The 25,560-nt window shown below is 72.9% G+C and carries 24 protein-coding genes; 22 read left to right on the forward strand and 2 right to left on the reverse strand.

Features of this window, described 5'->3' with window-relative positions; translation table 11 throughout:
• Nucleotides 1-91 precede the first annotated feature (91 nt).
• Nucleotides 92-1,717 (reverse strand): oxidoreductase, encoded by a 1,626-nt coding sequence (locus ACF1BH_RS15795; protein ID WP_391643026.1) that lies wholly within the window; start codon nucleotides 1,715-1,717, stop codon nucleotides 92-94.
• A 307-nt stretch (nucleotides 1,718-2,024) separates the two neighbouring features.
• On the opposite strand from ACF1BH_RS15795, the gene hisD reads away from it, so the two are divergent.
• From hisD to hisF, 8 genes are read left to right on the forward strand one after another with little or no spacing between them, the layout of a single operon-like run.
• Nucleotides 2,025-3,365 (forward strand): histidinol dehydrogenase, encoded by a 1,341-nt coding sequence (gene hisD, locus ACF1BH_RS15800; protein ID WP_391643027.1) that lies wholly within the window; start codon nucleotides 2,025-2,027, stop codon nucleotides 3,363-3,365.
• Nucleotides 3,362-4,507: a histidinol-phosphate transaminase gene (locus tag ACF1BH_RS15805; RefSeq protein ID WP_391643028.1), complete on the forward strand. Its 1,146-nt coding sequence runs from the start codon at nucleotides 3,362-3,364 to the stop codon at nucleotides 4,505-4,507. The genes hisD and ACF1BH_RS15805 overlap by 4 nt, the downstream gene beginning before the upstream one ends.
• On the forward strand, nucleotides 4,504-5,097 hold the full coding sequence (hisB, locus tag ACF1BH_RS15810) for an imidazoleglycerol-phosphate dehydratase HisB (protein WP_384599987.1): 594 nt from the start codon (nucleotides 4,504-4,506) through the stop codon (nucleotides 5,095-5,097). Before ACF1BH_RS15805 ends, hisB begins: the two co-directional genes overlap by 4 nt.
• Nucleotides 5,094-5,258, forward strand: a complete 165-nt coding sequence (locus tag ACF1BH_RS15815) for a hypothetical protein (protein ID WP_030281674.1) — start codon at nucleotides 5,094-5,096, stop codon at nucleotides 5,256-5,258. The genes hisB and ACF1BH_RS15815 overlap by 4 nt, the downstream gene beginning before the upstream one ends.
• Complete coding sequence (gene hisH / locus ACF1BH_RS15820; RefSeq protein WP_391643029.1) at nucleotides 5,249-5,896, forward strand: imidazole glycerol phosphate synthase subunit HisH; 648 nt, start codon at nucleotides 5,249-5,251, stop codon at nucleotides 5,894-5,896. The genes ACF1BH_RS15815 and hisH overlap by 10 nt, the downstream gene beginning before the upstream one ends.
• A complete protein-coding gene (gene priA, locus ACF1BH_RS15825) occupies nucleotides 5,896-6,624 on the forward strand; it encodes a bifunctional 1-(5-phosphoribosyl)-5-((5-phosphoribosylamino)methylideneamino)imidazole-4-carboxamide isomerase/phosphoribosylanthranilate isomerase PriA (protein ID WP_030281672.1) in 729 nt (242 codons plus the stop codon). The genes hisH and priA overlap by 1 nt, the downstream gene beginning before the upstream one ends.
• 23 nt (nucleotides 6,625-6,647) lie before the next feature.
• Entirely contained in the window at nucleotides 6,648-7,049 is a 402-nt protein-coding gene (locus ACF1BH_RS15830) for a Rid family hydrolase (RefSeq protein ID WP_391643030.1), read from the forward strand.
• Nucleotides 7,050-7,053: 4 nt separating this feature from the next.
• On the forward strand, nucleotides 7,054-7,821 hold the full coding sequence (gene hisF / locus ACF1BH_RS15835) for an imidazole glycerol phosphate synthase subunit HisF (RefSeq protein ID WP_391643031.1): 768 nt from the start codon (nucleotides 7,054-7,056) through the stop codon (nucleotides 7,819-7,821).
• A 51-nt stretch (nucleotides 7,822-7,872) separates the two neighbouring features.
• Here hisF and ACF1BH_RS15840 read toward each other — a convergent pair whose 3' ends face one another.
• The gene (locus ACF1BH_RS15840; protein WP_391643032.1) at nucleotides 7,873-8,505 is read right to left on the reverse strand and encodes a TIGR03085 family metal-binding protein; all 633 of its coding nucleotides are present in this window, start codon (nucleotides 8,503-8,505) and stop codon (nucleotides 7,873-7,875) included.
• Nucleotides 8,506-8,628: 123 nt separating this feature from the next.
• Between ACF1BH_RS15840 and hisI the strand changes: the two genes are divergently transcribed.
• The 14 genes from hisI (at nucleotide 8,629) to ACF1BH_RS15910 (ending at nucleotide 25,473) form a co-directional block, all read left to right on the forward strand.
• The gene (hisI, locus tag ACF1BH_RS15845; RefSeq protein ID WP_391643033.1) at nucleotides 8,629-9,042 is read left to right on the forward strand and encodes a phosphoribosyl-AMP cyclohydrolase; all 414 of its coding nucleotides are present in this window, start codon (nucleotides 8,629-8,631) and stop codon (nucleotides 9,040-9,042) included.
• Nucleotides 9,043-9,053: 11 nt separating this feature from the next.
• Nucleotides 9,054-10,592 (forward strand): anthranilate synthase component I, encoded by a 1,539-nt coding sequence (locus ACF1BH_RS15850; RefSeq protein WP_391643034.1) that lies wholly within the window; start codon nucleotides 9,054-9,056, stop codon nucleotides 10,590-10,592.
• An 80-nt stretch (nucleotides 10,593-10,672) separates the two neighbouring features.
• The gene (locus ACF1BH_RS15855) at nucleotides 10,673-11,320 is read left to right on the forward strand and encodes a TIGR02234 family membrane protein (protein WP_391643035.1); all 648 of its coding nucleotides are present in this window, start codon (nucleotides 10,673-10,675) and stop codon (nucleotides 11,318-11,320) included.
• 85 nt (nucleotides 11,321-11,405) lie between these two features.
• Nucleotides 11,406-11,645 carry an HGxxPAAW family protein gene (locus ACF1BH_RS15860; protein WP_391643036.1) on the forward strand — a complete coding sequence of 80 codons (240 nt, stop codon included), beginning with the start codon at nucleotides 11,406-11,408 and terminating at the stop codon, nucleotides 11,643-11,645.
• A gap of 117 nt (nucleotides 11,646-11,762) precedes the next feature.
• Nucleotides 11,763-12,248, forward strand: coding sequence for a DUF2752 domain-containing protein (locus ACF1BH_RS15865; protein ID WP_391643082.1), 486 nt, complete (start codon nucleotides 11,763-11,765; stop codon nucleotides 12,246-12,248).
• A 150-nt stretch (nucleotides 12,249-12,398) separates the two neighbouring features.
• Nucleotides 12,399-13,208 (forward strand): indole-3-glycerol phosphate synthase TrpC, encoded by an 810-nt coding sequence (gene trpC / locus ACF1BH_RS15870; RefSeq protein ID WP_345083129.1) that lies wholly within the window; start codon nucleotides 12,399-12,401, stop codon nucleotides 13,206-13,208.
• A gap of 16 nt (nucleotides 13,209-13,224) precedes the next feature.
• Nucleotides 13,225-13,518, forward strand: a complete 294-nt coding sequence (gene trpM, locus ACF1BH_RS15875) for a tryptophan biosynthesis modulator TrpM (protein WP_391643037.1) — start codon at nucleotides 13,225-13,227, stop codon at nucleotides 13,516-13,518.
• A gap of 356 nt (nucleotides 13,519-13,874) precedes the next feature.
• Complete coding sequence (trpB, locus tag ACF1BH_RS15880) at nucleotides 13,875-15,137, forward strand: tryptophan synthase subunit beta (protein ID WP_391643038.1); 1,263 nt, start codon at nucleotides 13,875-13,877, stop codon at nucleotides 15,135-15,137.
• On the forward strand, nucleotides 15,137-15,964 hold the full coding sequence (trpA, locus tag ACF1BH_RS15885; RefSeq protein WP_391643039.1) for a tryptophan synthase subunit alpha: 828 nt from the start codon (nucleotides 15,137-15,139) through the stop codon (nucleotides 15,962-15,964). The genes trpB and trpA overlap by 1 nt, the downstream gene beginning before the upstream one ends.
• 122 nt (nucleotides 15,965-16,086) lie before the next feature.
• Nucleotides 16,087-16,896, forward strand: coding sequence for a DsbA family protein (locus ACF1BH_RS15890; RefSeq protein ID WP_391643040.1), 810 nt, complete (start codon nucleotides 16,087-16,089; stop codon nucleotides 16,894-16,896).
• A 114-nt stretch (nucleotides 16,897-17,010) separates the two neighbouring features.
• Entirely contained in the window at nucleotides 17,011-18,012 is a 1,002-nt protein-coding gene (lgt, locus tag ACF1BH_RS15895) for a prolipoprotein diacylglyceryl transferase (protein WP_391643041.1), read from the forward strand.
• Between the two features lie 369 nt (nucleotides 18,013-18,381).
• Nucleotides 18,382-19,122 (forward strand): VIT1/CCC1 transporter family protein, encoded by a 741-nt coding sequence (locus tag ACF1BH_RS15900; RefSeq protein ID WP_391643042.1) that lies wholly within the window; start codon nucleotides 18,382-18,384, stop codon nucleotides 19,120-19,122.
• Nucleotides 19,123-19,412: 290 nt separating this feature from the next.
• Nucleotides 19,413-24,020, forward strand: coding sequence for a glutamate synthase large subunit (gene gltB / locus ACF1BH_RS15905; protein ID WP_391643043.1), 4,608 nt, complete (start codon nucleotides 19,413-19,415; stop codon nucleotides 24,018-24,020).
• Nucleotides 24,013-25,473 (forward strand): glutamate synthase subunit beta, encoded by a 1,461-nt coding sequence (locus ACF1BH_RS15910; protein ID WP_391643044.1) that lies wholly within the window; start codon nucleotides 24,013-24,015, stop codon nucleotides 25,471-25,473. Before gltB ends, ACF1BH_RS15910 begins: the two co-directional genes overlap by 8 nt.
• Nucleotides 25,474-25,560: the final 87 nt, after the last annotated feature.

Genomic DNA, 25,560 nt, shown 5'->3' on the forward strand with positions numbered 1-25,560 from the left:
GGCGTGTCCGCAAAGTCCCGGCCCCGTGTCACCGGGGCGAAACCCCCGGTGACACGGGGCCCGGGCACCGCCCGCCCGCCGTCCCGCCCCGCTACTGCCGCCGCAGCAACCGCGAGGCGCCCGCCGCCACCGTCGTCGCCAGGATCCACCCCGCGATGACCAGCACCGCCGCCACCCACTGCGCCCCGCCCCGCGGGTTCCACGCCCCGCGCTGGTTCAGGTCGATCACCGGGACCAGCAGATCCAGGACGTACAGATACGGATTCCACGGCGGCGCCTCGTCGGCCTTGAGCGGCGGGGGCGGCGAGGAGGTGAAGAAGACCGTGCCCAGCGCCCACAGGATCGCCATCCACAGCGTGGCCCGCCCCGGGCGGTAGCCGTACGCCACCGTCCAGTCCTGGAGGTAGCCCCACGCCTTCCCGGCCACCGGCAGCGTCTCGCGCCGCCGCCGCTGCTTGGCCAGCAGCACCACCCGGGCATCCGCGTCCTCGCCGCTGGAGCGCAGCGCCGTGGCCAGCATCTCGTACGGCTCCGGCGCGTACTCCGGCGTCGCCGCGGCCACCCACTGCAACCGCGCCGCCAGCGGGAAGTGCCCCCGGGGTATCAGCGTCTCGTAGGTGAACCCGGCCATCTGGAGGCCGCCGGCGCCGGGCCAGCTGGCGGAGCGGTCGACGAGGTTGACGACCCGGGCGCCCGAGACGATCACCCGTCCGCGCTGCGGCCGCTCCCCGAGGAAGCGCAGCTCGGGCGTCTGGATGCGGCGCAGCGACAGCTCCTGGTCGGACTCCATCACGAACCGCGCGTGCTCCAGATCGACCGCGTCGCCGAACCGCCCGTCGTCCAGCCGCATCCCGCCCTCGCACTCGAACCGCTGCATCCGCGTCCCGCGCGGCGGGGTGGTGACCGTGCCGTACGCCGGGGTGTGGACGGTGCCGAACGGGGGAGTGGCGCCGGAGGCGAACGGGGAGTTGGCCAGGCCCGCGGCGGTCAGGTGCAGGGTGCGCTCGACGGTCAGCTGCGGGGCGTTCAGCGCGCGGCGGCCGAAGGGGTTGCTCAGCCGGCTGCCGCGCAGGCTCAGCGACCCGCCGATGGTCGCCCCGCGCAGCGACAGCTCGCCGTACGACTCCAGCATCTCGGCCTGGAGGTCCTGGGTGACGGTCAGTCCGTCCGCCACGATCGAGCGGCCCTGGCGGTCCTTGTGCACCACCGCCTGGCTCAGCAGCAGATCCGTGCCGATGTGCGCGTCGGTCAGACGGACGCCGGAGAGCACCACGCACCGCGGCAGATGGAGATCGCCCTCGGTGGTCAGCCGCGCCGCCTCCAGCCGGGGCAGCGCGCAGTTCACCAGCCGCACCGTCGTGAAGTGCGCCTCGGGTAAGACGACCTCGCCCTCGAACCGGCAGTCCCGCAGCTCCACGTATGGCTTGATCGCGCCCCCGGCGACGTCGAGGATGTCGGTGATGTACGCGCCGGTGACCTTCAGCGCCGAGACCCGCCCGGGCTGCGCCGGCGGCCCGTCGAGCAGCAGCAGTGCCAGCACCCGCGCGCGTATCCGGCGCTCCGGGCCCCACAGGTACCGGCCGTGCGGATCGTCCCGGGCCGGATCTCCGATGTGCAGGTCGCAGGTGCTGCCGTTGCGGAACGCCTGCCACATGCTCCATTCCGCCGATGTCAGCTGCAGGTCCGCCGGTGCGTCCCCGTCCCCGGGCTCGATCACTGTCGTGTCCCCCCTCCGTCTCTGTCTTTCCGTCTCTGTCCGGATGCGCCCGCGTGTCGGCCGCCGTCCGCGCGCCACACCGGTCCGCGGAGCGCGCCACACCGGTCCGCGGAGCGGGAACCGGAGGGCGGGCGGCGGGACACGCCGAAGCCGTCACCGGGCCTTTGCCCGCCCCGTGACCTGTTGAACACGCGTGGTCAGGGCCAACTCCGGTCAACTTCACGGGCCCGTCCGGAGCGCATTGTGCGGTGTATCACTGGGTGATACGGCGGGCCGGACCCGGGGGCGGGTCTGAGACACTGGGAGGGTGATCTCCCGAATCGATCTGCGCGGTGCCGCCCTTCCCGAGGGTGGCGCCCTGCGCGACCTGCTGCCCCGTGCCGAGTTCGACGTGGAAGCCGCCCTGGAGAAGGTGCGGCCCATCTGCGAGGACGTGCGCCATCGCGGCACCGCCGCGCTGATCGAGTACGCGCGGCGGTTCGACGGTGTCGAGATCGAGCGGGTCCGGGTCCCCGCCGAGGCGCTGGAGCGCGCCCTGGCCGAGCTGGACCCGGCGGTCCGCGCCGCACTGGAGGAGTCCATCCGCCGCGCCCGCCTCGTCCACCGCGAGCAGCGCCGTACGGACACCACCACCAAGGTCGTCCCCGGTGGCACGGTCACCGAGCGCTGGGTGCCGGTCGAGCGGGTCGGGCTGTACGTCCCCGGCGGCCTCGCGGTCTACCCGTCGTCCGTCGTGATGAACGTCGTCCCGGCCCAGGAGGCGGGCGTCGAGGGCGTCGCGGTGACGTCCCCGCCGCAGAAGGCCCCTTTCAACAGTGAGTGGGGCGGCGGCCTGCCGCACCCGACGATCCTCGCCGCCTGCGCGCTGCTCGGCGTCGACGAGGTCTACGCCGCCGGCGGTGCCCAGGCCATCGCGATGTTCGCGTACGGCACCGACGAGTGCCGCCCGGTCAACCTCGTCACCGGCCCCGGCAACATCTTCGTCGCCTCCGCCAAGCGCCTGCTCAAGGGCCGGATCGGCATCGACGCCGAGGCCGGCCCCACCGAGATCGCGGTGCTCGCCGACGCCACCGCCGACGCCCGCCACGTCGCCGCCGACCTGATCAGCCAGGCCGAGCACGACACGCTCGCCGCCGCCGTCCTCGTCACCGACTCCGCCGAGCTGGCCGAGGCGGTCGAGGCCGAGCTGAAGACGCAGACCGCCGCGACCAGGCACGTCGAGCGGATCACCGAGGCGCTGGCCGGCCGGCAGTCCGCGATCGTCCTGGTCGACGGTCTCGACGAGGGCCTGACGGTCGTCGACGCGTACGGCGCCGAGCACCTGGAGATCCAGACCGCCGACGCCTCCGCCGTCGCCGCCCGGGTCCGCAACGCCGGAGCGATCTTCGTCGGCCCCTACGCCCCGGTCTCCCTGGGCGACTACTGCGCCGGCTCCAACCACGTCCTGCCGACGGGCGGCTGCGCCTGCCACTCCTCGGGGCTGTCCGTGCAGTCGTTCCTGCGCGGCATCCATGTCGTGGACTACTCCCGCGACGCGCTGGCCGAGGTCGCCCACCATGTGGTGACCCTCGCCGAGGCCGAGGACCTCCCGGCCCACGGCGCCGCGCTGAAGGCCCGGTTCGACTGGAAGGTCCCGCAGAGCAAGTGACGAACAGCTCCGACGCGTTCCCCTGGGACGCGCTCCCCATCCGGGACGAACTGCGCGGCAAGACCCCGTACGGCGCCCCGCAGTTGGACGTACCGGTCCGGCTGAACACCAACGAGAACCCCTACCCGCTCCCCGAGGAGCTGGTCCGGCGGATCGCCGAGCGGGTCGCCGACGCCGCCCGCGACCTCAACCGCTACCCGGACCGCGACGCCGTCGAGCTCCGCACGGAGCTGGCCCGTTACCTCACCCGCACCGGTGGCCACCCGGTCACCGCGGAGCAGGTCTGGGCGGCCAACGGCTCCAACGAGGTCCTCCAGCAGCTGCTGCAGACCTTCGGCGGCCCCGGCCGCGCGGCCCTCGGCTTCGAGCCCTCGTACTCCATGCACGGGCTGATCTCCCGCGGCACCGGCACCGAATGGATCTCCGGACCCCGCAACGACGACTTCACCGTCGACGTCGCGGCGGCGACGGCGCTGATCGCCGAGCGCCGTCCCCATGTGGTCTTCGTCTGCTCGCCGAACAACCCGACCGGCACCGCCGTCGACGCGGAGACGGTCCTCGCGCTGTACGACGCCGCGCAGGCCGCGCGGGCGGAGAGCGGCGGCGCGCTGGTGGTGATCGACGAGGCGTACGGCGAGTTCAGCCACCGCCCGTCGCTGCTGCCGCTGATCGGGGGACGGCGCAACCTCGTCGTCTCGCGGACGATGTCCAAGGCGTTCGGCGCCGCCGGGCTGCGCCTGGGCTACCTCGCCGCCGACCCGGCCGTGGTCGGCGCCGTCCAGCTGGTCCGGCTGCCGTACCACCTCTCCGCGGTGACCCAGGCGACGGCGCTGGCCGCCCTGGAGCACACCGACACCCTGCTGAAGTACGTCGAGCAGCTGAAGGCCGAACGCGACCGCCTGGTGACGGAGCTGCGCGCGGCGGGCTGCGAGGTCGTCGACTCCGACGCCAACTTCGTGCAGTTCGGCCGGTTCGACGGCCCGGGCGGTGCGCACGCCGCGTGGCAGGCCCTCCTCGACCGGGGCGTCCTGGTCCGGGACAACGGCGTGCCGGGCTGGCTGCGGGTGACCGCGGGCACCCGGGACGAGAACGACGCGTTCCTCGAAGCGGTACGCGAACTGATGAAGGAGCAGAGCGCATGAGCCGCGTCGGACGCGTCGAGCGCACCACCAAGGAAACCTCGGTGCTCGTCGAGATCGACCTCGACGGCACCGGCCAGGTCGATGTCGCGACGGGTGTGGGTTTCTACGACCACATGCTCGACCAGCTCGGCCGCCACGGCCTCTTCGACCTCACCGTCAAGACCGACGGCGATCTGCACATCGACACCCACCACACCATCGAGGACACCGCCCTCGCGCTCGGTGCCGCCTTCCGGCAGGCGCTCGGCGACAAGGTGGGCATCTACCGCTTCGGCAACTGCACCGTCCCGCTCGACGAGTCCCTCGCGCAGGTCACCGTCGACCTCTCCGGCCGCCCGTACCTCGTGCACACCGAGCCGGAGAACATGGCGCCGATGATCGGCACCTACGACACGACGATGACCCGCCACATCTTCGACTCGTTCGTCGCCCAGGCGCAGATCGCCCTGCACATCCACGTCCCGTACGGCCGTAACGCCCACCACATCGTGGAGTGCCAGTTCAAGGCGCTGGCGCGGGCGCTGCGGTACGCCAGCGAACGCGATCCGCGCGCCGCCGGAATTCTCCCGTCCACGAAGGGTGCCCTGTGAACGGCCTGTCGACCGCCTTCATCCTGGTCGGTCTCTTCCTCGTCGGCGGCATCTACTCCTTCTGGAAGCAGAAGATGCCCCGCAGCCTGATCACGCTGCTGTCCATCGGCGCGGCGATGTGCCTCGTCGCCGGCGTGATGCGGCTGGAGGTGTGGAATTGACGGCCGCGAAGAAGGTCGTGGTCTTCGACTACGGCTTCGGTAACGTCCGCTCCGCCGAACGCGCGCTGGCCCGCACCGGGGCCGAGGTGGAGATCACCGGCGACTACGACCGCGCGATGAACGCCGACGGGCTGCTGGTCCCCGGCGTCGGCGCGTTCGCCGCCTGTATGCGGGGGCTGCGCGACGCCCGCGGCGACTGGATCGTCGGCCGCCGGCTCTCCGGCGGCCGACCGGTGATGGGCATCTGCGTCGGGATGCAGATCCTCTTCGCCCGCGGCATCGAGCACGGTGTGGAGACCGAGGGCCTGGACGAGTGGCCCGGCACGGTCGGTCCGCTCAAGGCCGACGTCGTCCCGCACATGGGCTGGAACACCGTGGCGGCGGCCGAGGGCTCCCGCCTCTTCGCCGGTCTGGACGCGGACGCCCGCTACTACTTCGTCCACTCGTACGCGGCGCACGACTGGGAGCTGGAGATCGGCAACCCGCACATCGCCGCCCCCAAGGTCAGCTGGGCCACTCACGGTGCGCCCTTCGTGGCCGCGGTCGAGAACGGCCCGCTGTGGGCCACGCAGTTCCACCCCGAGAAGTCCGGCGACGCCGGAGCCCAGCTGCTGAGCAATTGGATCGAGACCCTGTGATGGCCCACCCGAAGCTCGAACTCCTCCCCGCCGTCGACGTCCGCGACGGCCAGGCCGTCCGTCTGGTGCACGGCGAGTCCGGCTCCGAGACCGCCTACGGCGACCCGCTCCAGGCGGCGCTGGCCTGGCAGCAGGCCGGTGCCGAGTGGCTGCACCTCGTCGACCTCGACGCGGCGTTCGGCACCGGCGACAACCGCGCGCAGATCGCCGAGGTCGCCCGCGCCATGGACATCAAGGTCGAGCTGTCCGGCGGCATCCGCGACGACGCCTCGCTCGCCGCGGCGCTCGCCACCGGCTGCCGCCGCGTCAACCTCGGCACCGCCGCGCTGGAGTCCCCCGAGTGGGTCGCCAAGGTCATCGCCGAACACGGTGACAAGATCGCGGTGGGTCTGGACGTCCGCGGCACCACGCTCCGCGGCCGCGGCTGGACCCGCGACGGCGGCGACCTCTACGAGACGCTGGCCCGCCTCGACTCCGAGGGCTGCGCCCGCTACGTCGTCACCGACATCAACAAGGACGGCACGCTCCAGGGCCCCAACGTCGAGCTGCTGAAGAACGTCTGCGCGGCCACCGACCGCCCGGTCGTCGCCTCCGGCGGCGTCTCCTCCCTCGACGACCTGCGGACGCTCGCGTCGCTGGTGCCCGAGGGCGTGGAAGGTGCGATCGTCGGCAAGGCGCTCTACGCGAAGGCGTTCACCCTGGAAGAGGCACTGGCAGCAGTGGCCTGACCGGACGACCGAAAGGCGGCGTGATGACCATCGAGCGGGTACGGACCAGAAGTCCCTGGGAGGAGACGATCGGCTTCGCCCGCGCGGTGGCCGTTGGTGACCGGGTGCTGGTCGCCGGCACGCTGCCCTTCACCGACGACGGTGTGCTCCAGGGCGAGGGCGACCCCTACGAACAGGCCGCGGCGGCCTTCGGGAACGCCCTGGCGGCCCTGGAGCCGTTCGGCCTGGACGCCTCCGCCGTCCTGCGCACCCGGATGTATCTGACCCATGTGCGGGACGTGGACGCGGTGGCCCGCGCCCACCGGGAGATCTTCGGCGCCGCGCCGCCGGCCGCGACGCTGGTCGTGGTCTCCGGCTTCGTCGACCCCCGCGTGCTGGTCGAAGTAGAACTAGAAGCCTTCAAGCAACCCTCCGAAGGAGCCTGACGCCATGACCCTGGCGGTCCGTGTCATCCCCTGCCTGGACGTCGACAACGGCCGGGTCGTCAAGGGCGTGAACTTCCAGAACCTGCGCGATGCGGGCGACCCCGTCGAGATGGCCCGGATCTACGGCGAGGAGGGCGCCGACGAGCTGACCTTCCTCGACATCACCGCCTCCTCCGGCAACCGCGAGACCACCTACGACGTGGTCCGCCGCACCGCCGAGCAGGTCTTCATCCCGCTGACCGTCGGCGGCGGCGTGCGCAGCGCCGAGGACGTCGACAAGCTGCTGCGGGCCGGTGCGGACAAGGTCGGGGTGAACACCGCGGCGCTGGCCCGGCCCGAGCTGATCCGGGAGATCGCCGAGCGGTTCGGCAGCCAGGTGCTGGTGCTCTCCGTGGACGCCCGCCGGGTGGTCGCGGCCGACGGCACCACCTCCTTCGAGGTGACCACGCACGGCGGGCGCCGCTCCGCCGGGGTCGACGCCGTCGAGTGGGCGCACCGCGCCGCCGAGCTGGGTGCCGGGGAGATCCTGCTGAACTCCATGGACGCCGACGGCACCAAGGACGGCTACGACACGGAGATGATCGAGGCGGTCCGCAGGCATGTCTCCGTACCGGTCATCGCCTCCGGCGGCGCCGGCCGGCTCGCCGACTTCGCGCCCGCGGTCGCCGCGGGCGCCGATGCGGTGCTCGCCGCCTCCGTCTTCCACTTCGGTGACCTGCGCATCGGCGAGGTCAAGGGGGCGTTGCGGGAGGCCGGGCACCCCGTTCGCTGACGAGGGGCGCGAGGGCGGGACCCGCGGTCCGGCCCTCGCGCGGCCCGTGCCTCAGATCCCCAGCGCCGCCTGCCGGGCCCCCGCCACCGCCTCCGGGTCGCCCTCCAGCTCCACGTCCGCGTTCTGCTGGCGGCCGTAGGCGAAGAGGGTCAGCTCACCGGGCTCGCCGACGACCGTCACCACCGGTGCGCCGCGCTGGGCGACCGCGGTGCGGCCGTCCGGGCGTCGCAGCACCAGGCCCACCGGCGACTTCCGGCCCAGCAGCTTCGCCATCTTCTCCAGCCGGGACCACAGCGCGTCCGCGAAGACCGGGTCCAGCTCCCGCGCCGACCAGTCCGGCTGCGCCCGCCGCACGTCCTCGGTGTGGACGTAGAACTCGACGGTGTTCGACGCCTCGTCGATCTGCTTCAGGGAGAACGGCGACATCCGCGGCGGACCGCTGCGGATCAGCCCCAGCAGCTCCTCGTACGGCTTCGCGGTGAACTCCGCCTGGACCCGCTCCAGGCGGGCCGCCAGCGGCTTGAACAGCAGGCCGCCCGCCGCGTCCGCCCGGCGCTCGCGCACCACCACATGGGCGGCCAGATCGCGGGTGCGCCAGCCCTCGCAGAGCGTCGGCGCATCGGGGCCGACGCTCTCCAACAGGTCGGCGAGCAGGAGCCGTTCACGCTTCGCATGGGTCGACATGCGGCCAGCCTACGGCCGGCCCCGCCGCCCTGCCACGCCGCGGCCCGCCCTCCGGGGCGGTTTCCCGGCCTCCCCGGGGCCGCGGCGCCCCGCCTCCCGTCCCCCGCACGGCACAATGGCCCCATGACCAGCCGCGCCACCGACACCACAGCCCTCGCGCCGGACGGCCCCGCCGCCCCCGGCAGCACCGCCCTCGACCCCGCCGTCGCCGCCCGCCTCAAGCGCGACGCCGACGGTCTCGTCCCGGCCATCGCCCAGCAGTACGGCACCGGCGAGGTCCTCATGCTGGGCTGGATGGACGACGAGGCGCTGCACCGCACCCTCACCACCGGCCGCTGCACCTACTGGTCGCGCAGCCGCCGTGAGTACTGGGTCAAGGGCGACACCTCCGGCCACGTCCAGCGCGTCCGTTCGGTGGCCCTGGACTGCGACGCCGACACCATCCTGGTCACCGTCGAACAGACCGGCGCCGCCTGCCACACCGGGGCCCGCACCTGCTTCGACGCCGACGTACTGCTCACGGACGGCGACCAGTAGGCTCCGCTGCCATGACCACGGGAACCACCGGAACCGCCACACCGGACCTCGACAGCTTCCGCACCCTCGCCAAGGACCGCCGGGTCGTCCCCGTCACCCGGCGCCTGCTGGCCGACGGCGACACCCCGGTGGGGCTCTACCGCAAACTCGCCGGTGAGCGGCGCGGCACCTTCCTCCTGGAGTCCGCGGAGAACGGCCGTACGTGGTCGCGGTACTCGTTCATCGGCGTGCGCAGCGCCGCCACCCTCACCGTCCGCGACGGTCAGGCGCACTGGCTGGGCACCCCACCGGTCGGCATGCCCACCGGCGGCGACCCGCTGGCCGCGCTCCGCGCCACCGTCGAGGCGCTGCACACCCCGCGTGACCTGCTGGAGGACGCCGGTCTGCCGCCGTTCACCGGCGGCATGGTCGGCTACCTCGGCTACGACGTCGTCCGCCGCCTGGAGAAGATCACCGAGCGGACCGAGGACGATCTCGGGCTGCCGGAGCTGACCATGCTCCTCACCTCCGACCTCGCCGTCCTCGACCACTGGAACGGCACCGTCCTGCTGATCGCCAACGCGATCAACCACAACGACCTCGACACCGGCGTCGACGAGGCGTACGCGGACGCCGTCGCCCGCCTCGACGCGATGGCCGACGACCTCGCCCGCCCGGCGCCCGCGAGCGCCGCGGCGCTGCCGCCGTCCGCGCTCCCGCCGTTCACCGCCGAGTGGGGCGGCGCCGCGTACCAGGACGCCGTCGAGGACATCAAGGAGCGCATCCGCGCCGGTGAGGCGTTCCAGGTGGTGCCCTCGCAGCGCTTCGAGACGGCGTGCACCGCGAGCGCCCTGGACGTCTACCGGGTGCTGCGGGCCACCAACCCCAGCCCGTACATGTACCTCTTCCGCTTCGCGGGCGACGGTGAGCGCAGCGGTTTCGACGTGGTCGGCTCCAGCCCCGAGGCGCTGGTCAAGGTCGAGGACGGCCGGGCCATGGTGCACCCCATCGCCGGGACCCGCCCGCGCGGCGCCGGTGTCCAGGAGGACCAGGCCCTCGCCGACGAGCTGCTGGCCGACCCCAAGGAGCGCGCCGAGCACCTGATGCTCGTCGACCTGGGCCGCAACGACCTGGGCCGGGTCTGCGAGCCGGGCAGCGTCGAGGTCGTCGACTTCATGTCGGTGGAGCGCTACAGCCACGTCATGCACCTGGTCTCCACCGTCACCGGCACCGTCGCCGAGGGCCGCACCGCCTTCGACGTCCTCACCGCCTGCTTCCCCGCGGGCACCCTCTCCGGCGCGCCCAAGCCGCGCGCGCTGCAGATCATCGAGGAGCTGGAGCCGACCCGCCGCGGGCTGTACGGCGGCTGCGTCGGCTATCTGGACTTCGCCGGCGACTCCGACACCGCCATCGCCATCCGCACGGCGCTGCTGCGCGACGGCACCGCGTACGTCCAGGCCGGTGCGGGCGTCGTCGCCGACTCCGACCCGGTCGCCGAGGACACCGAGTGCCGCAACAAGGCCGCCGCCGTGCTGCGCGCCGTGCACACCGCCAACCACCTCGGCGGCTGACCCCGGTGCCTTCCGCACCGCCCGCGGCGACCGGCCACCCCGTGGCCCGGCCACCGCGGGCGGTGCGCGATAGTGGGGGAGTGAGTGCCGCAACCCAGCCCCCCGCCGCCACCGCGCCCGCGCCGTCCGCCCGGCCCCGCAGCGCCCGGCGCAGCCTCGCCGCCGCACTGCTGCTGGGCGCCGCCGGTTCCGCCCTCGCCCTGCTGGCGTCCGGCCGCGTCTGGTCCCGCGGCACCGCCGCCCTCGCCCAGGGCGATCTGCCGCGCCAGGTGACCGGCTCCGACGTCACGGGCGTCCCCGCCGCGCTGGCCGTCGTCGGCCTCGCCGCGCTGGTCGCGGTCTTCGCGGTGCGGCGCGTCGGGCGGTACGCCGTCGCCGCCCTGCTCGCCCTCAGCGGCGCGGGCACCGCGCTCGCCGCGGCGGCCGGTTACGGCGACACCTCCGCGCTGCGCGAGCAGGCCGCCACCGCCGTCGGACTGAGCGGCACCGATGTGCATCACGTCACGCACAGCGTCTGGCCGTGGGTCTCCGTCGCGGGCGGTGTGCTGCTGCTGATCGCCGGCCTCCTCGCGCTGTTCTCCGGCCGCCACTGGCCCGCGATGTCGGGCCGTTACGAGCGCACGCCGGGCGGCGCCCGCACCCCGCGCCGGGCCGCCGCGCCGGTGGACCCGGACCGCCCGGAGGAGCTGTGGAAGTCGCTGGACCGCGGTGAGGACCCCACCCGGTAACGGTGTTTCCCCCGGCATCGGTGACAATGGACGGCGAGGTATCACCGCGCCCCGATCCGGCGCGACAGAGCTACGAGGAGCACTCATGTCGAGCAGTGGCCACGGACACACCCCCGCCGCCTGGACCGGCGTCATCATCTCGTTCATCGGCTTCTGCGTCGCGGGGGCCTTCATGGTGCTGGGGAACGTGCCCGGCTTCTGGGCCGGCATCGTCCTCACCGGTCTCGGTGCGGTCGTCGGCGGTGTGATGCGTCTCGCCGGTCTCGGCTCGGAGCCCAAGCGCTCGGCCGCCCCGGCCGCCGTGGCCCAGCCTCAGGAGGGCTGACCCCGTGGCGCCGGCTCCCGGCGCCACCCCCGCAACTCCGAAGGCGCCGCCTCCCGGTCGCCGTCCGTACCCCGTACGGAGCCCGGGAAGCGGCGCCTTCGCGTATCCCCCGGGACAATCGGCGGGGTGAACGCACCCGTGGCCGCGCCCCGGCCCGCCGCCCCGCGCCCCCCGGCGCCGCCCGCCGGCCGTGGCCGGGGGCGGCGACCGCTGCGCCGGCTCGCCGCCCCGCTGGGCACGGCCGCCGCGGCGGTCGCCGCCTTCGGCTACGTCGGCGCGGTCGACCCGAACCACCCCGGCCACTACCCGGTCTGTCCGCTGCTGCATCTGACCGGCATCTTCTGCCCGGCCTGCGGCGGTCTGCGCAGCGCCCACGCGGTGGCCCACGGCGAGCTGTCCGCCGCGCTCGGCGCCAACGCCGTGGCCGTCCTCGGGTACGCCGCCTGTGCGGTGTTCTGGGTGGTCTGGACGGTCCGCGCGGCGCGCGGGCTGCCGACCGCCGGGCCGTGCCCGCGCCCCGTCCACCGGTGGGCGCTCACCGCCCTCCTCACCCTCTTCACCCTCGTCCGCAACCTCCCCTTCGGCGCCTTCCTGCACCCCTGACCTGGGCGGCCGCTGTCCAGCTGATGGGACCGACGGCGGCCGGGTGCGGGACCTCGGGCCCCGGCCGGATACCATCGGGAGTGCCAACGGTGAGCAGCGCTCACCGCCCGGCGCCCGTCCCCTCCACCGCTTCAGAAGGAGGCCGCTCGCGTGAGTGTGCTCGACGAGATCATCGACGGAGTCCGCGCCGACCTCGCCGAGCGACAGGCGCGCGTCAGCCTCGACGAGCTGAAGGAGCGCGCCCGCGCCGCCCGCCCGGCCAAGGACGGCGTCGCCGCCCTCAAGGGCGAGAGCGTGACGGTCATCTGCGAGGTCAAGCGCTCCAGCCCGTCCAAGGGCGCACTCGCCGCCATCGCCGACCCGGCGGGCCTCGCCGCCGACTACGAGGCCGGTGGCGCCGCGGTCATCTCCGTCCTCACCGAGCAGCGCAAGTTCGGCGGCTCGCTCGCCGACCTCGAAGCGGTCCGCGCCCGGGTCGACATCCCGGTGCTGCGCAAGGACTTCATCGTCACCGCCTATCAGCTGTGGGAGGCCCGTGCGTACGGTGCCGACCTCGCGCTGCTGATCGTCGCCGCGCTGGAGCAGGAGGCGCTGGTCTCGCTCATCGAGCGGGCCGAGTCGATCGGCCTGACGCCGCTGGTCGAGGCGCACGACGAGGAGGAGGTCGCCCGCGCGGTCGACGCCGGCGCCAAGATCATCGGCGTGAACGCGCGCAACCTCAAGACCCTGGAGGTCGACCGCGGCAACTTCGCCCGGATCGCCCCCGAGATCCCCGACCACATCGTCAAGATCGCCGAGTCGGGCGTCCGCGGCCCGCACGACCTGATCGCGTATGCCAACGACGGCGCGGACGCCGTCCTCGTCGGCGAGTCCCTGGTCACCGGCAAGGACCCGCGCACCGCCGTCGCCGATCTGGTCGCGGCCGGCTCGCACCCCGCCATCCGGCACGGCCGGGCCTGAGGACGGACGCGCCCCCATGACCGCCACCGGCAGCCACCGCACCGCCCGGGACCCGTTCCCGGGCGCGTCCGGCGTGCCCGCCGGTGCGCCCGCCGGGCCGGACGACCTGCCCGGCCACGGCCCCGCCGCCCTGACGTCCCGGGCCCGCCGTGCCCCGCGCCGCGCGGCGGTCCGCTGCGCGCTGCCGCCCTGGCACCGCGGCTGCCGGGCCCCCGCCCGCCGGGTGCGCGGCCGCCGGGTCAGGTACCACATCGGCTCCGAGCCCGGTCAGACCAACGGCATGCGATGGCGCCGGGGGCCCGTGCGCTGATGCGTGCGCGCCCCGGCGGACGGTGCGGCGGTGTGCCGCTCCGGCCTGCCGGGACACCGTCCGGCGGGCGGCCGTAACGATCATCAGGTCGGCGGCCCTCAACCGGTGCCCTCGCGGGCCGGTTGCTCGTTAGGCAGGGCGCGGCGCTCCCACGGCCCGGCGGATGGTCAACGGCCGTACGGCGACCGGAGTCTCCGGCGGCCGGATCCGCCGGCGTACCGCGCGCCCCGCGCAACGCCCGCGCGGGCGGCGCACGCCCCCCTTGCTTCTCCACACCCCTCCCACCCTTCCCATCCCTTTCTCACCTTTCCGACAGACCCAGTCCGGGGCGAGGCCCCGGCAGAGGAGTGCGTCAGATGTCCTCCGATTTCTTCGTGCCCGACCCGGAGGGGCTGGTTCCCGGCCCCTCGGGTTACTTCGGCGCCTTCGGCGGCAAGTTCATCCCCGAGGCGCTGGTCGCCGCGGTCGACGAGGTGGCCGCCGAGTACGAGAAGGCCAAGGCCGACCCGGCGTTCGCCGCCGAGCTGGACGAGCTGATGGTCAACTACACGGGCCGGCCCAGCGCCCTCACCGAGGTGTCGCGGTTCGCCGAACACGCCGGTGGCGCCCGGGTGTTCCTCAAGCGCGAGGACCTCAACCACACCGGCTCGCACAAGATCAACAACGTGCTGGGGCAGGCGCTGCTCACCAAGCGCATGGGCAAGACCCGCGTCATCGCGGAGACCGGCGCCGGTCAGCACGGCGTCGCCACCGCCACCGCCTGCGCCCTCTTCGGCCTCGACTGCACCATCTACATGGGCGAGATCGACACCGAGCGGCAGGCGCTGAACGTCGCCCGGATGCGGATGCTCGGCGCCGAGGTCATCGCCGTGACCTCCGGCAGCCGCACCCTGAAGGACGCCATCAACGAGGCGTTCCGCGACTGGGTCGCCAACGTCGACCGCACCCACTACCTCTTCGGCACGGTCGCGGGCCCGCACCCCTTCCCCGCGCTCGTCCGCGACTTCCACCGCGTCATCGGCGTCGAGGCGCGGCGGCAGATCGTCGAGCGCGCCGGGCGGCTGCCGGACGCCGCGGTCGCCTGCGTCGGCGGCGGCTCCAACGCCATCGGCCTCTTCCACGCCTTCCTGCCCGACGAGAGCGTGCGGCTGGTCGGCTGCGAGCCCGGCGGCCACGGCATCGCCACCGGCGAGCACGCCGCGACCCTCACCGAGGGCAGCCCGGGCATCCTGCACGGCTCGCGCTCGTACGTCCTCCAGGACGAGGACGGGCAGATCACCGAGCCCTACTCGATCTCCGCCGGTCTCGACTACCCGGGCATCGGCCCGGAGCACTCGTACCTCAAGGACAGCGGGCGGGCCGAGTACCGCGCGGTCACCGACGACGCGGCGATGCAGGCGCTGCGGCTGCTCTCGCGCACCGAGGGCATCATCCCGGCCATCGAGAGCGCCCACGCGCTGGCCGGCGCGCTGGAGCTGGGCCGTGAGCTGGGCCCCGACGGCCTGCTGCTGGTCAACCTCTCGGGCCGGGGCGACAAGGACATGGACACCGCGGCCCGCTACTTCGGGCTGTACGACAACGCGGGCGGCCACGCCGGCACCGGCGAGGGGGAGAAGTGATGACGGGCACGACGGGCAACATCGCCCTGCTGGACTCGGTGCTGGCGACGGCGCGCGCGGAGAACCGTGCCGCGCTGGTCGGCTACCTCCCCGCCGGTTTCCCGACCGTGGACGGCGGCATCCGGGCGGCGACCGCGATGCTGGAGGGCGGCTGCGACATCGTCGAGGTGGGCCTGCCGCACAGCGACCCGGTCCTCGACGGGCCGGTCATCCAGACCGCGGACGACATCGCGCTCCGCGGCGGCGTGCGGATCCCCGATGTGATCCGCACGGTCGGCGAGGCACACGCGGCCACCGGCGCGCCGGTGCTCTGCATGACGTACTGGAACCCGGTCTACCGCTACGGCGTCGAGCGGTTCGCCGCCGAGATGGCCGCCGCGGGCGGCGCCGGGTGCATCCTGCCGGACCTGCCGGTCCAGGAGGCCGCCGAGTGGTGTGCGGCGGCGGAGAAGCACGGTCTGGCGACCGTCTTCGTCGTCGCGCCCAGCACCCGTGACGCCCGCCTCGCCGAGATCACCGCGGCGGGCAGCGGCTTCGTCTACGCGGCGTCGCTGATGGGCGTCACCGGCACCCGTGAGTCGGTCGGCCACGAGGCGCAGGAGCTGGTCCGCCGCACCCGCGCCACCACCGACCTGCCGGTCTGCGTCGGCCTCGGGGTCTCCAACCCCGAACAGGCCGCGGAGGTCGCACAGTTCGCCGACGGCGTCATCGTCGGCTCGGCGTTCGTGCAGCGGATGCTGGCCGACGAGCACGATCTGGAGGCCGGGCTCGCCGGGGTCCGGACGCTGGCCGGGGAGCTGGCCGCCGGGGTACGCAAGCGCTCCTGAGGCCGCCGTCGGCCGGGGCGGGCCGCGGGCACGTGTGTGCGGCGCGGCGGGTTCCGTCCCCCGATAGGGCGAACATCGGTGCGGAGGGGTGCGGCAGCGCCCCTCCGCTTCGTTTTCCTGGGGTGAGCCAGAAGAACGATGACGGTAAGAGCAACGCCCGTGAGCGGCTGAAGGCACAGCGTGAGAAGGAGAAGGCCCGGGCCCGGCGCAACCGCCAGGCGATCGTCGGCGGAGCGGTGGTACTGGTCCTCGCGGTGGCCGGCGGCATCGCCGCCTGGGTGTCCAACTCCGGCGGGGACGAGGAGAGCGCCAAGCCGCTGGCGGTGCCGAAGGGCGCGCGCGGCGGCGACAGGCCGGCGGTGCCGGTCGGCTCGGCCGGTGCCCCCTCCACGCTGACGGTCTGGGAGGACTTCCGCTGCCCCGCCTGCCAGCAGTTCGAGACCGGCTTCCGCCCGGTCATCCACGAACTGGAGGACACCGGGCAGCTGAAGAGCGAGTACCACCTCGTCACGATCATCGACGGCAACGGAGGCGGCACCGGCTCCCTCAACGCCGCCAACGCCGCGCTCTGCGCCCAGCACGCCGGTCACTTCCGCGCGTACCACGACGTCCTCTACAGCAACCAGCCGCCGGAGCAGCAGGACGCGTTCGCCGACAAGAAGAAGCTGATCCAGCTCGCGGACAAGGTTCCGGGGCTGGCCGGCGACGCGTTCACGCGGTGCGTCGAGTCCGGTACGTACAACGACTTCGTCAAGCGGTCCAACGACGCGTTCACCAAGACCGGGTTCCGCGGCACCCCGACCGTGCTGCTCAACGGCAAGGATCTGGCAAAGGAGAAGAACGGCCAGTTCACGCCCGCGGACTTCAAGAAGATGGTGCTCGACGCCAACAAGGGCAAGCAGCCGGCGAAGCCCGCCACGCCGGTGCACTGACCGCGCGGCGCCGGGGCCCGCCCGGGTCGGTCGCAAAGGTGTGACGGTCGTTACGCAGCCGTTGCCGGGCGGGTTGCCGCCGACCCCGTCCGGCGGGGTAGCGTCGTGACTGCCATGGACCTCGCATTCATTCCCAGCCCGTCGGTCGGCGTCGTGCACCTCGGCCCGATCCCGCTCCGGGGCTACGCGTTCTGCATCATCATCGGTGTCTTCCTGGGCGTCTGGCTCGGCAACAAGCGCTGGGTGCAGCGCGGCGGCCGGTCCGGCACGGTGGCGGACATCGCCGTCTGGGCGGTGCCCTTCGGCCTCGTCGGCGGACGGCTCTACCACGTCATCACGACGTACGAGCCGTACTTCGGCAAGGGCGGCCACCCGCTCGACGCCTTCAAGGTGTGGGAGGGCGGTCTCGGCATCTGGGGCGCGGTGGCGCTCGGCGCGGTCGGCGCCTGGATCGGCTGCCGCCGCCGCGGTATCCCGCTGCCCGCCTACTGCGACGCGCTCGCCCCCGGCCTCGCCATCGGCCAGGCCATCGGCCGCTGGGGCAACTGGTTCAACCAGGAGCTGTACGGCCGTCCGACCGATGTGCCGTGGGCGCTGAAGATCAGCGACGACCCGGCGATCGGCCGCATCGGCGGCACCTACCACCCGACGTTCCTCTACGAGTGCCTGTGGTGCCTGGGCGTCGCCGCGCTGGTGATCTGGGCCGACAAGCGCTTCCGCCTCGGCCACGGCCGCGCCTTCGCGCTGTATGTCGCGGCGTACTGCGCGGGACGGGCCTGGATCGAGGAGATGCGGGTCGACGAGGCGCACCACATCCTGGGCCTGCGGCTCAACGTCTGGACCGCGCTGATCGGCCTGGTCCTCGCCGTCCTCTACATGATCATTTCGTCCCGGCGGGTCCCGGGCCGCGAGGAGGTCGTCGAGCCGGGCGCCCAGGAAGCCCTGGCCGGCGCGGACGCCGACGGTGCGCCGGAGGGCGCGAAGGAGGCGGCGGACGGCTCCGTGGAGAAGGAGCCCGATACCGCAGGCAAGGACGCCGAGGCCGAGGGGGAGGACGCGACGTCCGGCGCCGAGGGCGGGGCGAAGACCGCCGGGAGCGGCGGCAAGAAGAGCTGAGACCGCGCCGTCGCCCCGGGCGGCGGCCGTACCCCTCCACCGCGCCGGGCGGAACCGTGACAGGTTCCGCCCGGCGCGGTGTCGTGTGCGCCCACGGCGGTGCGCGCCGCCCGCGCCCGGCGCCCGCCCGCACTCGGTGCTGCCGCCGCTCACGCCACCCGAACAGCGTCGCGCGGGGCGTCGCAACGGTGCGCCCGTAGCGGCCTGTGAGCGGGATCTCATGACCGCCGTCCGGACAAAACCGCAGGTCAGATAGGTAAGTTCGGCCTTCCTTGCTAGCGGTGGAGGGGGCGTCACACATAGTTTCGAGGCGTTGGAGGGGAAAGTGCCGAACAGCGGCCCACACCTCGTCGAAGGGAGTAGGTCCCTATGTCCGTCACCGATGTCATGGATGCCTCGGCGCCGACCCACGTCGCCCACCGGGACAACCACACCCACCGCGATGTCAACGGCGGCTGGCTGCGTCCCGCCGTCTTCGGCGCCATGGACGGTCTCGTCTCGAACCTCGCGCTGATGACCGGCGTCGCCGGCGGCGCGGTCTCCCAGCAGACGATCATCATCACCGGGCTTGCCGGGCTGGCCGCCGGCGCCTTCTCGATGGCCGCCGGTGAGTACACCTCGGTCGCCTCCCAGCGGGAGCTGGTCCTCGCCGAGCTGGACATCGAACGCACCGAGCTGCGCAAGCATCCGAAGGACGAACGGGACGAGCTGGCGGCCCTCTACGTCTCGCGCGGGGTGGAGCCGGAGCTGGCCCGGAAGGTCGCCGAACAGCTCTCCCGCGACCCCGAGCAGGCGCTGGAGATCCATGCCCGTGAGGAGCTGGGCATCGATCCGTCCGACCTTCCGTCGCCCACCGTGGCGGCCGTTTCCTCCTTCGGATCCTTTGCGCTGGGCGCGCTGCTGCCCGTACTTCCTTACCTGTTGGGCGCCTCCGTGCTCTGGCCCGCGGTGGTGCTGGCGCTGCTCGGACTCTTCGCGTGCGGCGCCGTCGTGGCGCGGGTGACGGCCCGTTCGTGGTGGTTCAGCGGGGTGCGGCAGCTGCTCCTCGGTGGCGCGGCCGCGGGTGTGACGTACATCCTGGGAACGGTGTTCGGAACCGTCGTAGGGTGACGCTCCCATGCGGGGGCTCGCATAATTATTGAGTTACCCGGCGGTTTCGTATAGCTGACCGCCGGGCATAAGGCCGGGGCGCCACACGGGCAATGTCGCTCGGTGGGCGCCCCGTTTCCGGACCGGGTTGTCCGTCCGCGACCTCGCACACCGCACTCGCGGTGTCCGCATGTTGGAAGGCTCTATCCGCTTCCCGAGAAGCGAGCCATCCTGTAACCTGCACGAAATTTCGCGGAGGGCCAACGTCGTCCCTCGGCAGTTCCTATGCCACGACGACGTTGGGAGAGCCGATGCGTTCCGCGTCCACGCACTCCGCGGCCATCGCCGGCGCCACCCGCGCCGCCTGGTCGCCCACGGACGGGCGCCCCGCCCCGCAGGGGATGTACGACCCGCGCAACGAGCACGACGCCTGCGGCGTCGGCTTCGTGGCCACCCTCACCGGCGAGCCCGGTCACGCGCTGGTCGAGCAGGCGCTCACGGTGCTGACCAACCTGGAGCACCGCGGTGCCACCGGCTCCGAGCCCGATTCGGGCGACGGTGCGGGCATCCTCCTCCAGGTGCCGGACGCGTTCCTGCGCGAGGAGGTCACCTTCGATCTCCCCGAGGCCGGCGGATACGCCGTCGGCATCGCCTTCCTGCCCGCCGAGGCCCAGCAGGCGGCCGCTGCCGTCTCGCAGATCGAGACGATCGCCGACGAGGAGGGCCTGACGGTCCTCGGCTGGCGCGTCGTCCCCGTCGCCCCGGCGCTCCTCGGCAACGGCGCCCGCGCCACCATGCCGGCCTTCTCCCAACTGTTCGTCTCGGACGGCGAGAGCACCGGCCTGGCGCTGGACCGCAAGGCGTTCGCGCTGCGCAAGCGCGCCGAGCGCGAGGCGGGCGTCTACTTCCCCTCGCTCTCCGCCCGCACCCTCGTCTACAAGGGCATGCTCACCACCGGGCAGCTGGAGCCGTTCTTCCCGGACCTCTCCGACCGCCGTTTCGCGTCGGCCATCGCGCTGGTCCACTCGCGGTTCTCCACCAACACCTTCCCGAGCTGGCCGCTGGCCCACCCGTACCGCTTCGTCGCGCACAACGGTGAGATCAACACCGTCAAGGGCAACCGCAACTGGATGCGGGCGCGTGAGTCGCAGCTTGCCTCCAAGCTCTTCGGCGACCTGGACACGGACCGGCTCTTCCCGGTCTGTACGCCGGACGCCTCCGACTCCGCCTCCTTCGACGAGGTCCTGGAGCTGCTGCACCTGGGCGGCCGGTCGCTGCCGCACGCGGTACTGATGATGGTCCCCGAGGCGTGGGAGAACTCCCCGTCGATGGACCCGGCCCGGCGCGCGTTCTACCGCTACCACTCCACGATGATGGAGCCCTGGGACGGCCCGGCGTGCGTCACCTTCACCGACGGCACGCAGGTCGGCGCGGTCCTCGACCGCAACGGGCTGCGCCCCGGCCGCTACTGGGTCACCGACGACGGCCTGGTCGTGCTCTCCTCCGAGGTCGGCGTCCTCGACATCGACCCCGCCAAGGTCGTCCGCAAGGGCCGCCTCCAGCCGGGCCGGATGTTCCTCGTCGACACCGCCGAGCACCGCATCATCGAGGACGACGAGATCAAGGCGGAGCTGGCCGGCGCCCACCCGTACCAGCAGTGGCTGGACGAGGGGCTGATCGACCTCGCCGACCTGCCCGAGCGCGAGCACATCGTGCACACCCACGCCTCGGTCACCCGCCGTCAGCAGACCTTCGGCTACACCGAGGAGGAGCTGCGGGTCCTGCTCGCGCCGATGGCGAAGTCCGGCGCCGAGCCGATCGGTTCGATGGGTACGGACTCGCCGATCGCCGCGCTCTCGGCCCGTCCGCGGCTGCTCTTCGACTACTTCACCCAGCTGTTCGCGCAGGTCACCAACCCGCCGCTGGACGCCATCCGCGAGGAGCTGGTCACCTCGCTGATCTCCTCGCTCGGCCCGCAGGGCAACCTGCTGGAGCCGACCGCGGACTCCTGCCGCAGCGTCACCCTGCCGTTCCCGGTGATCGACAACGACGAGCTGGCCAAGCTCATCCACATCAACGCCGACGGCGACATGCCCGGCATGAAGGCCGTGACGCTCTCCGGCCTCTACCGCGTCGGGGGCGGCGGTGAGGCGCTCGCCGCACGGCTGGCGGAGATCTGCGCGGAGGCCGCCGCCGCCATCGAGGCCGGCGCCCGGCTGATCGTCCTCTCCGACCGGCACTCCGACGCCGAGCACGCCCCGATCCCGTCGCTGCTGCTCACCTCGGCCGTCCACCACCACCTCATCCGCACCAAGCAGCGCACCCAGGTGGGGCTGCTGGTCGAGGCCGGGGACGTCCGCGAGGTGCACCATGTCGCGCTGCTGATCGGCTACGGCGCCGCCGCGGTCAACCCGTACCTGGCGATGGAGTCCGTCGAGGACCTGGTCCGCGCCGGGACCTTCCTGCCCGCGGGCACCGACCCCGAGGACGCCATCCGCAACCTCATCAAGGCGCTCGGCAAGGGCGTCCTGAAGGTGATGTCCAAGATGGGCATCTCGACCGTCGCCTCCTACCGAGGCGCGCAGGTCTTCGAGGCGGTCGGCCTGGACGACGCGTTCGTCGACACCTACTTCCACGGCACCACCACCAAGATCGGCGGCGCGGGCCTGGACATCGTCGCCGAGGAGGTCGCAGCGAGGCACGCCAAGGCGTACCCGGCGTCCGGCATCGCCGCCAGCCACCGCGCGCTGGAGATCGGCGGCGAGTACCAGTGGCGCCGCGAGGGCGAACCGCACCTCTTCGACCCGGACACCGTCTTCCGGCTCCAGCACTCCACCCGCGCCCGCCGCTACGACATCTTCAAGCAGTACACGGACCGGGTGAACGAGCAGTCCGAGCGGCTGATGACGCTGCGCGGCCTCTTCGGCATCAAGGCGGACCGCCCGGCGGTGCCGATCGAGGAGGTCGAACCGGCCTCCGCGCTGGTCAAGCGGTTCTCCACCGGTGCCATGTCGTACGGCTCCATCTCGCAGGAGGCGCACGAGACGCTGGCCGTCGCGATGAACCGGCTGGGCGGCAAGTCCAACACCGGTGAGGGCGGCGAGGACCCGGAGCGGCTGTACGACCCGGCGCGCCGCTCGGCCATCAAGCAGGTCGCCTCCGGCCGCTTCGGTGTGACCAGCGAATACCTCGTCAACGCCGACGACATCCAGATCAAGATGGCCCAGGGCGCCAAGCCCGGCGAGGGCGGTCAGCTGCCCGGCCACAAGGTCTACCCGTGGGTGGCGAAGACCCGGCACTCGACGCCCGGCGTCGGCCTGATCTCCCCGCCGCCGCACCACGACATCTACTCCATCGAGGACCTCGCGCAGCTGATCCACGACCTCAAGAACGCCAACCCGGCGGCGCGGATCCACGTGAAGCTGGTCTCCGAGGTCGGCGTCGGCACCGTCGCCGCGGGCGTCTCCAAGGCGCACGCGGACGTCGTCCTCATCTCCGGCCACGACGGCGGTACGGGCGCCTCCCCGCTCACCTCCCTCAAGCACGCCGGTGGCCCCTGGGAGCTGGGTCTCGCCGAGGCGCAGCAGACGCTGCTGCTCAACGGGTTGCGCGACCGGATCGTGGTACAGACCGACGGGCAGCTGAAGACCGGCCGGGACGTGATCATCGCGGCGCTGCTGGGCGCCGAGGAGTTCGGTTTCGCGACCGCGCCGCTGGTCGTCTCCGGCTGCGTCATGATGCGCGTCTGCCACCTCGACACCTGCCCGGTCGGCATCGCCACCCAGAACCCGGTGCTGCGCGAGCGGTTCAGCGGCAAGGCCGAGTACATCGTCAACTTCTTCGAGTTCATCGCCGAGGAGGTCCGTGAACTCCTCGCCGAGCTGGGCTTCCGCACCCTCGACGAGGCGATCGGCCACGCCGAACTCCTCGACACCACACGGGCGGTGGACCACTGGAAGGCCCAGGGCCTCGACCTCGCGCCGCTGCTGCACGTCCCCGAGCTGCCCGAGGGCGCGGTGCGCCACCAGGCCACCACCCAGGACCACGGACTGGCGAAGGCGCTGGACAACGAGCTGATCCGGCTCGCCGCCGACGCGCTGTCCGCGGAGACCGCCGAGGAGGCGCAGCCGGTCCGGGCCCAGCTCGCGATCCGCAACATCAACCGCACCGTCGGCACCATGCTCGGCCACGAGGTCACCAGGAAGTTCGGCGGCGCCGGACTGCCCGACGACACCATCGACCTCACCTTTACCGGCTCCGCGGGCCAGTCCTTCGGCGCGTTCCTGCCGCGCGGCATCACGCTGCGCCTGGAGGGCGACGCCAACGACTACGTCGGCAAGGGCCTCTCCGGCGGCCGCGTCGTGGTCCGCCCGGACCGCGGCGCCGACCATCTCGCGGAGGACTCCACCATCGCCGGCAACACCCTCGCCTACGGCGCCACCGGCGGTGAGCTGTACCTCCGTGGCCGGGTCGGCGAGCGGTTCTGCGTCCGCAACTCCGGCGCCACGGTGGTCTCCGAGGGCGTCGGCGACCACGGCTGCGAGTACATGACCGGCGGCAGCGCGGTCGTCCTCGGCGAGACCGGCCGCAACTTCGCCGCCGGGATGTCGGGCGGGTCCGCCTACGTCGTCGACCTCGACCCCACCCACGTCAACAAGGAGCTGGCCGGGGCGGTGCGTCCGCTGGACGACGCCGACAAGGAGTGGCTGCACACGGTGGTGCGCCGCCATCAGGAGGAGACCGGCTCGACCGTCGCCGCCACCCTCCTCGCCGACTGGGACGCCGCCGCTGCCCGCTTCAGCAAGGTCGTCCCGCCCACCTACCAGGCAGTGCTCGCCGCCAAGGAAGCCGCCGAGCAGGCCGGACTCTCCGAGTCCGAGACCCACGAGAAGATGATGGAGGCGGCGACCCATGGCTGACCCGAAGGGCTTCCTCAACCACGACCGCGAGGTCGCCACGGCCCGCCCCGTCGGCGAGCGCGTCCAGGACTGGAACGAGGTCTACCGGCCCGGCGCCCTGCTGCCGATCATCAGCGAGCAGGCGTCGCGCTGCATGGACTGCGGCATCCCGTTCTGCCACAACGGCTGCCCGCTGGGGAACCTCATCCCCGAGTGGAACGACTACGCCTGGCGCGACGACTGGAGCGCCGCATCCGAGCGGCTGCACGCCACCAACAACTTCCCGGAGTTCACCGGGCGCCTGTGCCCGGCGCCCTGTGAGGCGGCGTGCGTGCTCGGCATCAACCAGCAGCCGGTGACCATCAAGAACGTCGAGGTCACGATCATCGACAAGGCCTGGGACAGCGGCGACGTCACCCCGCAGCCGCCCGAGCGGCTCTCCGGCAAGACCGTCGCCGTCATCGGCTCGGGCCCGGCGGGCCTCGCCGCCGCCCAGCAGCTGACCCGCGCCGGGCACACCGTCGCCGTCTACGAGCGGGCCGACCGCATCGGCGGGCTGCTGCGGTACGGCATCCCCGAGTTCAAGATGGAGAAGCGGCACATCAACCGCCGGATCGAGCAGATGCGGGCGGAGGGCACCAAGTTCCGTACCGAGACGGAGATCGGCCGCGACATCGACGCGAAGAAGCTGCGCAAGCGGTACGACGCCGTCGTCATCGCCGCGGGCGCCACCACCTCCCGGGACCTGCCGGTGCCCGGCCGGGAGCTGAACGGCATCCACTTCGCGATGGAGTACCTGCCGCTCGCCAACAAGGTGCAGGAGGGCGACCTGACCGTCGCCCCGATCACCGCCGCGGGCAAGCACGTCGTCGTCATCGGCGGCGGCGACACCGGCGCGGACTGTGTCGGCACCGCCCACCGGCAGGGCGCGGCGTCCGTCACCCAGCTGGAGATCATGCCGCGACCGGGCGAGGAGCGTTCCGCGGGCCAGCCCTGGCCGACGTTCCCGATGCTGTACAAGGTCACCTCCGCGCACGAGGAGGGCGGCGAGCGCCTCTACTCGGTCTCGACGACCCACTTCGAGGGCGACGAGGACGGCAACGTCCAGTGGCTGCACCTGACCGAGGTGGAGTTCACCGACGGCAAGCCGGCGCAGAAGCCCGGGACCGAGCGGAAGATCCCGGCGCAGCTGGTCACCCTCGCGATGGGCTTCACCGGCACCGACCGGGAGAACGGGCTGGTCGAGCAGTTCGGCCTGGAGCTGGACGCCCGCGGGAACATCGCCCGCGACGCGGAGTTCGCCACCAACGTCCCCGGCGTGTTCGTCGCCGGTGACGCGGGGCGCGGCCAGTCGCTCATCGTGTGGGCCATCGCCGAGGGCCGCTCGGCCGCCCGCGGGGTGGACCGCTTCCTCACCGGCGCCAGCGCCCTGCCGGCGCCCATCAAGCCGACGGACCGCGCACTCGCCGTGTGACGGTACGTCCCTTCCTGTCCCGTACAACGGCGTACGGCGGCATGGGTCCCGGGAGCGATACCGGGGCCCATACCGCGACGCCTGCCT

This window comes from Streptomyces sp. NPDC014733 (assembly GCF_043083385.1).
Lineage (GTDB): Bacteria > Actinomycetota > Actinomycetes > Streptomycetales > Streptomycetaceae > Streptomyces.

Coding starts and splice junctions, on each gene's coding strand:
- hisB (WP_384599987.1), top strand. CDS start 4,504: ATGAGCCGCGTCGGACGCGTCGAGCGCACCACCAAGGAAACCTCGGTG.
- priA (WP_030281672.1), top strand. CDS start 5,896: ATGGCCCACCCGAAGCTCGAACTCCTCCCCGCCGTCGACGTCCGCGAC.
- ACF1BH_RS15830 (WP_391643030.1), top strand. CDS start 6,648: ATGACCATCGAGCGGGTACGGACCAGAAGTCCCTGGGAGGAGACGATC.
- hisF (WP_391643031.1), top strand. CDS start 7,054: ATGACCCTGGCGGTCCGTGTCATCCCCTGCCTGGACGTCGACAACGGC.
- ACF1BH_RS15840 (WP_391643032.1), bottom strand. CDS start 8,505: ATGTCGACCCATGCGAAGCGTGAACGGCTCCTGCTCGCCGACCTGTTG.
- hisI (WP_391643033.1), top strand. CDS start 8,629: ATGACCAGCCGCGCCACCGACACCACAGCCCTCGCGCCGGACGGCCCC.
- ACF1BH_RS15850 (WP_391643034.1), top strand. CDS start 9,054: ATGACCACGGGAACCACCGGAACCGCCACACCGGACCTCGACAGCTTC.
- ACF1BH_RS15860 (WP_391643036.1), top strand. CDS start 11,406: ATGTCGAGCAGTGGCCACGGACACACCCCCGCCGCCTGGACCGGCGTC.
- trpM (WP_391643037.1), top strand. CDS start 13,225: ATGACCGCCACCGGCAGCCACCGCACCGCCCGGGACCCGTTCCCGGGC.
- trpB (WP_391643038.1), top strand. CDS start 13,875: ATGTCCTCCGATTTCTTCGTGCCCGACCCGGAGGGGCTGGTTCCCGGC.
- trpA (WP_391643039.1), top strand. CDS start 15,137: ATGACGGGCACGACGGGCAACATCGCCCTGCTGGACTCGGTGCTGGCG.
- lgt (WP_391643041.1), top strand. CDS start 17,011: ATGGACCTCGCATTCATTCCCAGCCCGTCGGTCGGCGTCGTGCACCTC.
- ACF1BH_RS15900 (WP_391643042.1), top strand. CDS start 18,382: ATGTCCGTCACCGATGTCATGGATGCCTCGGCGCCGACCCACGTCGCC.
- gltB (WP_391643043.1), top strand. CDS start 19,413: ATGCGTTCCGCGTCCACGCACTCCGCGGCCATCGCCGGCGCCACCCGC.
- ACF1BH_RS15910 (WP_391643044.1), top strand. CDS start 24,013: ATGGCTGACCCGAAGGGCTTCCTCAACCACGACCGCGAGGTCGCCACG.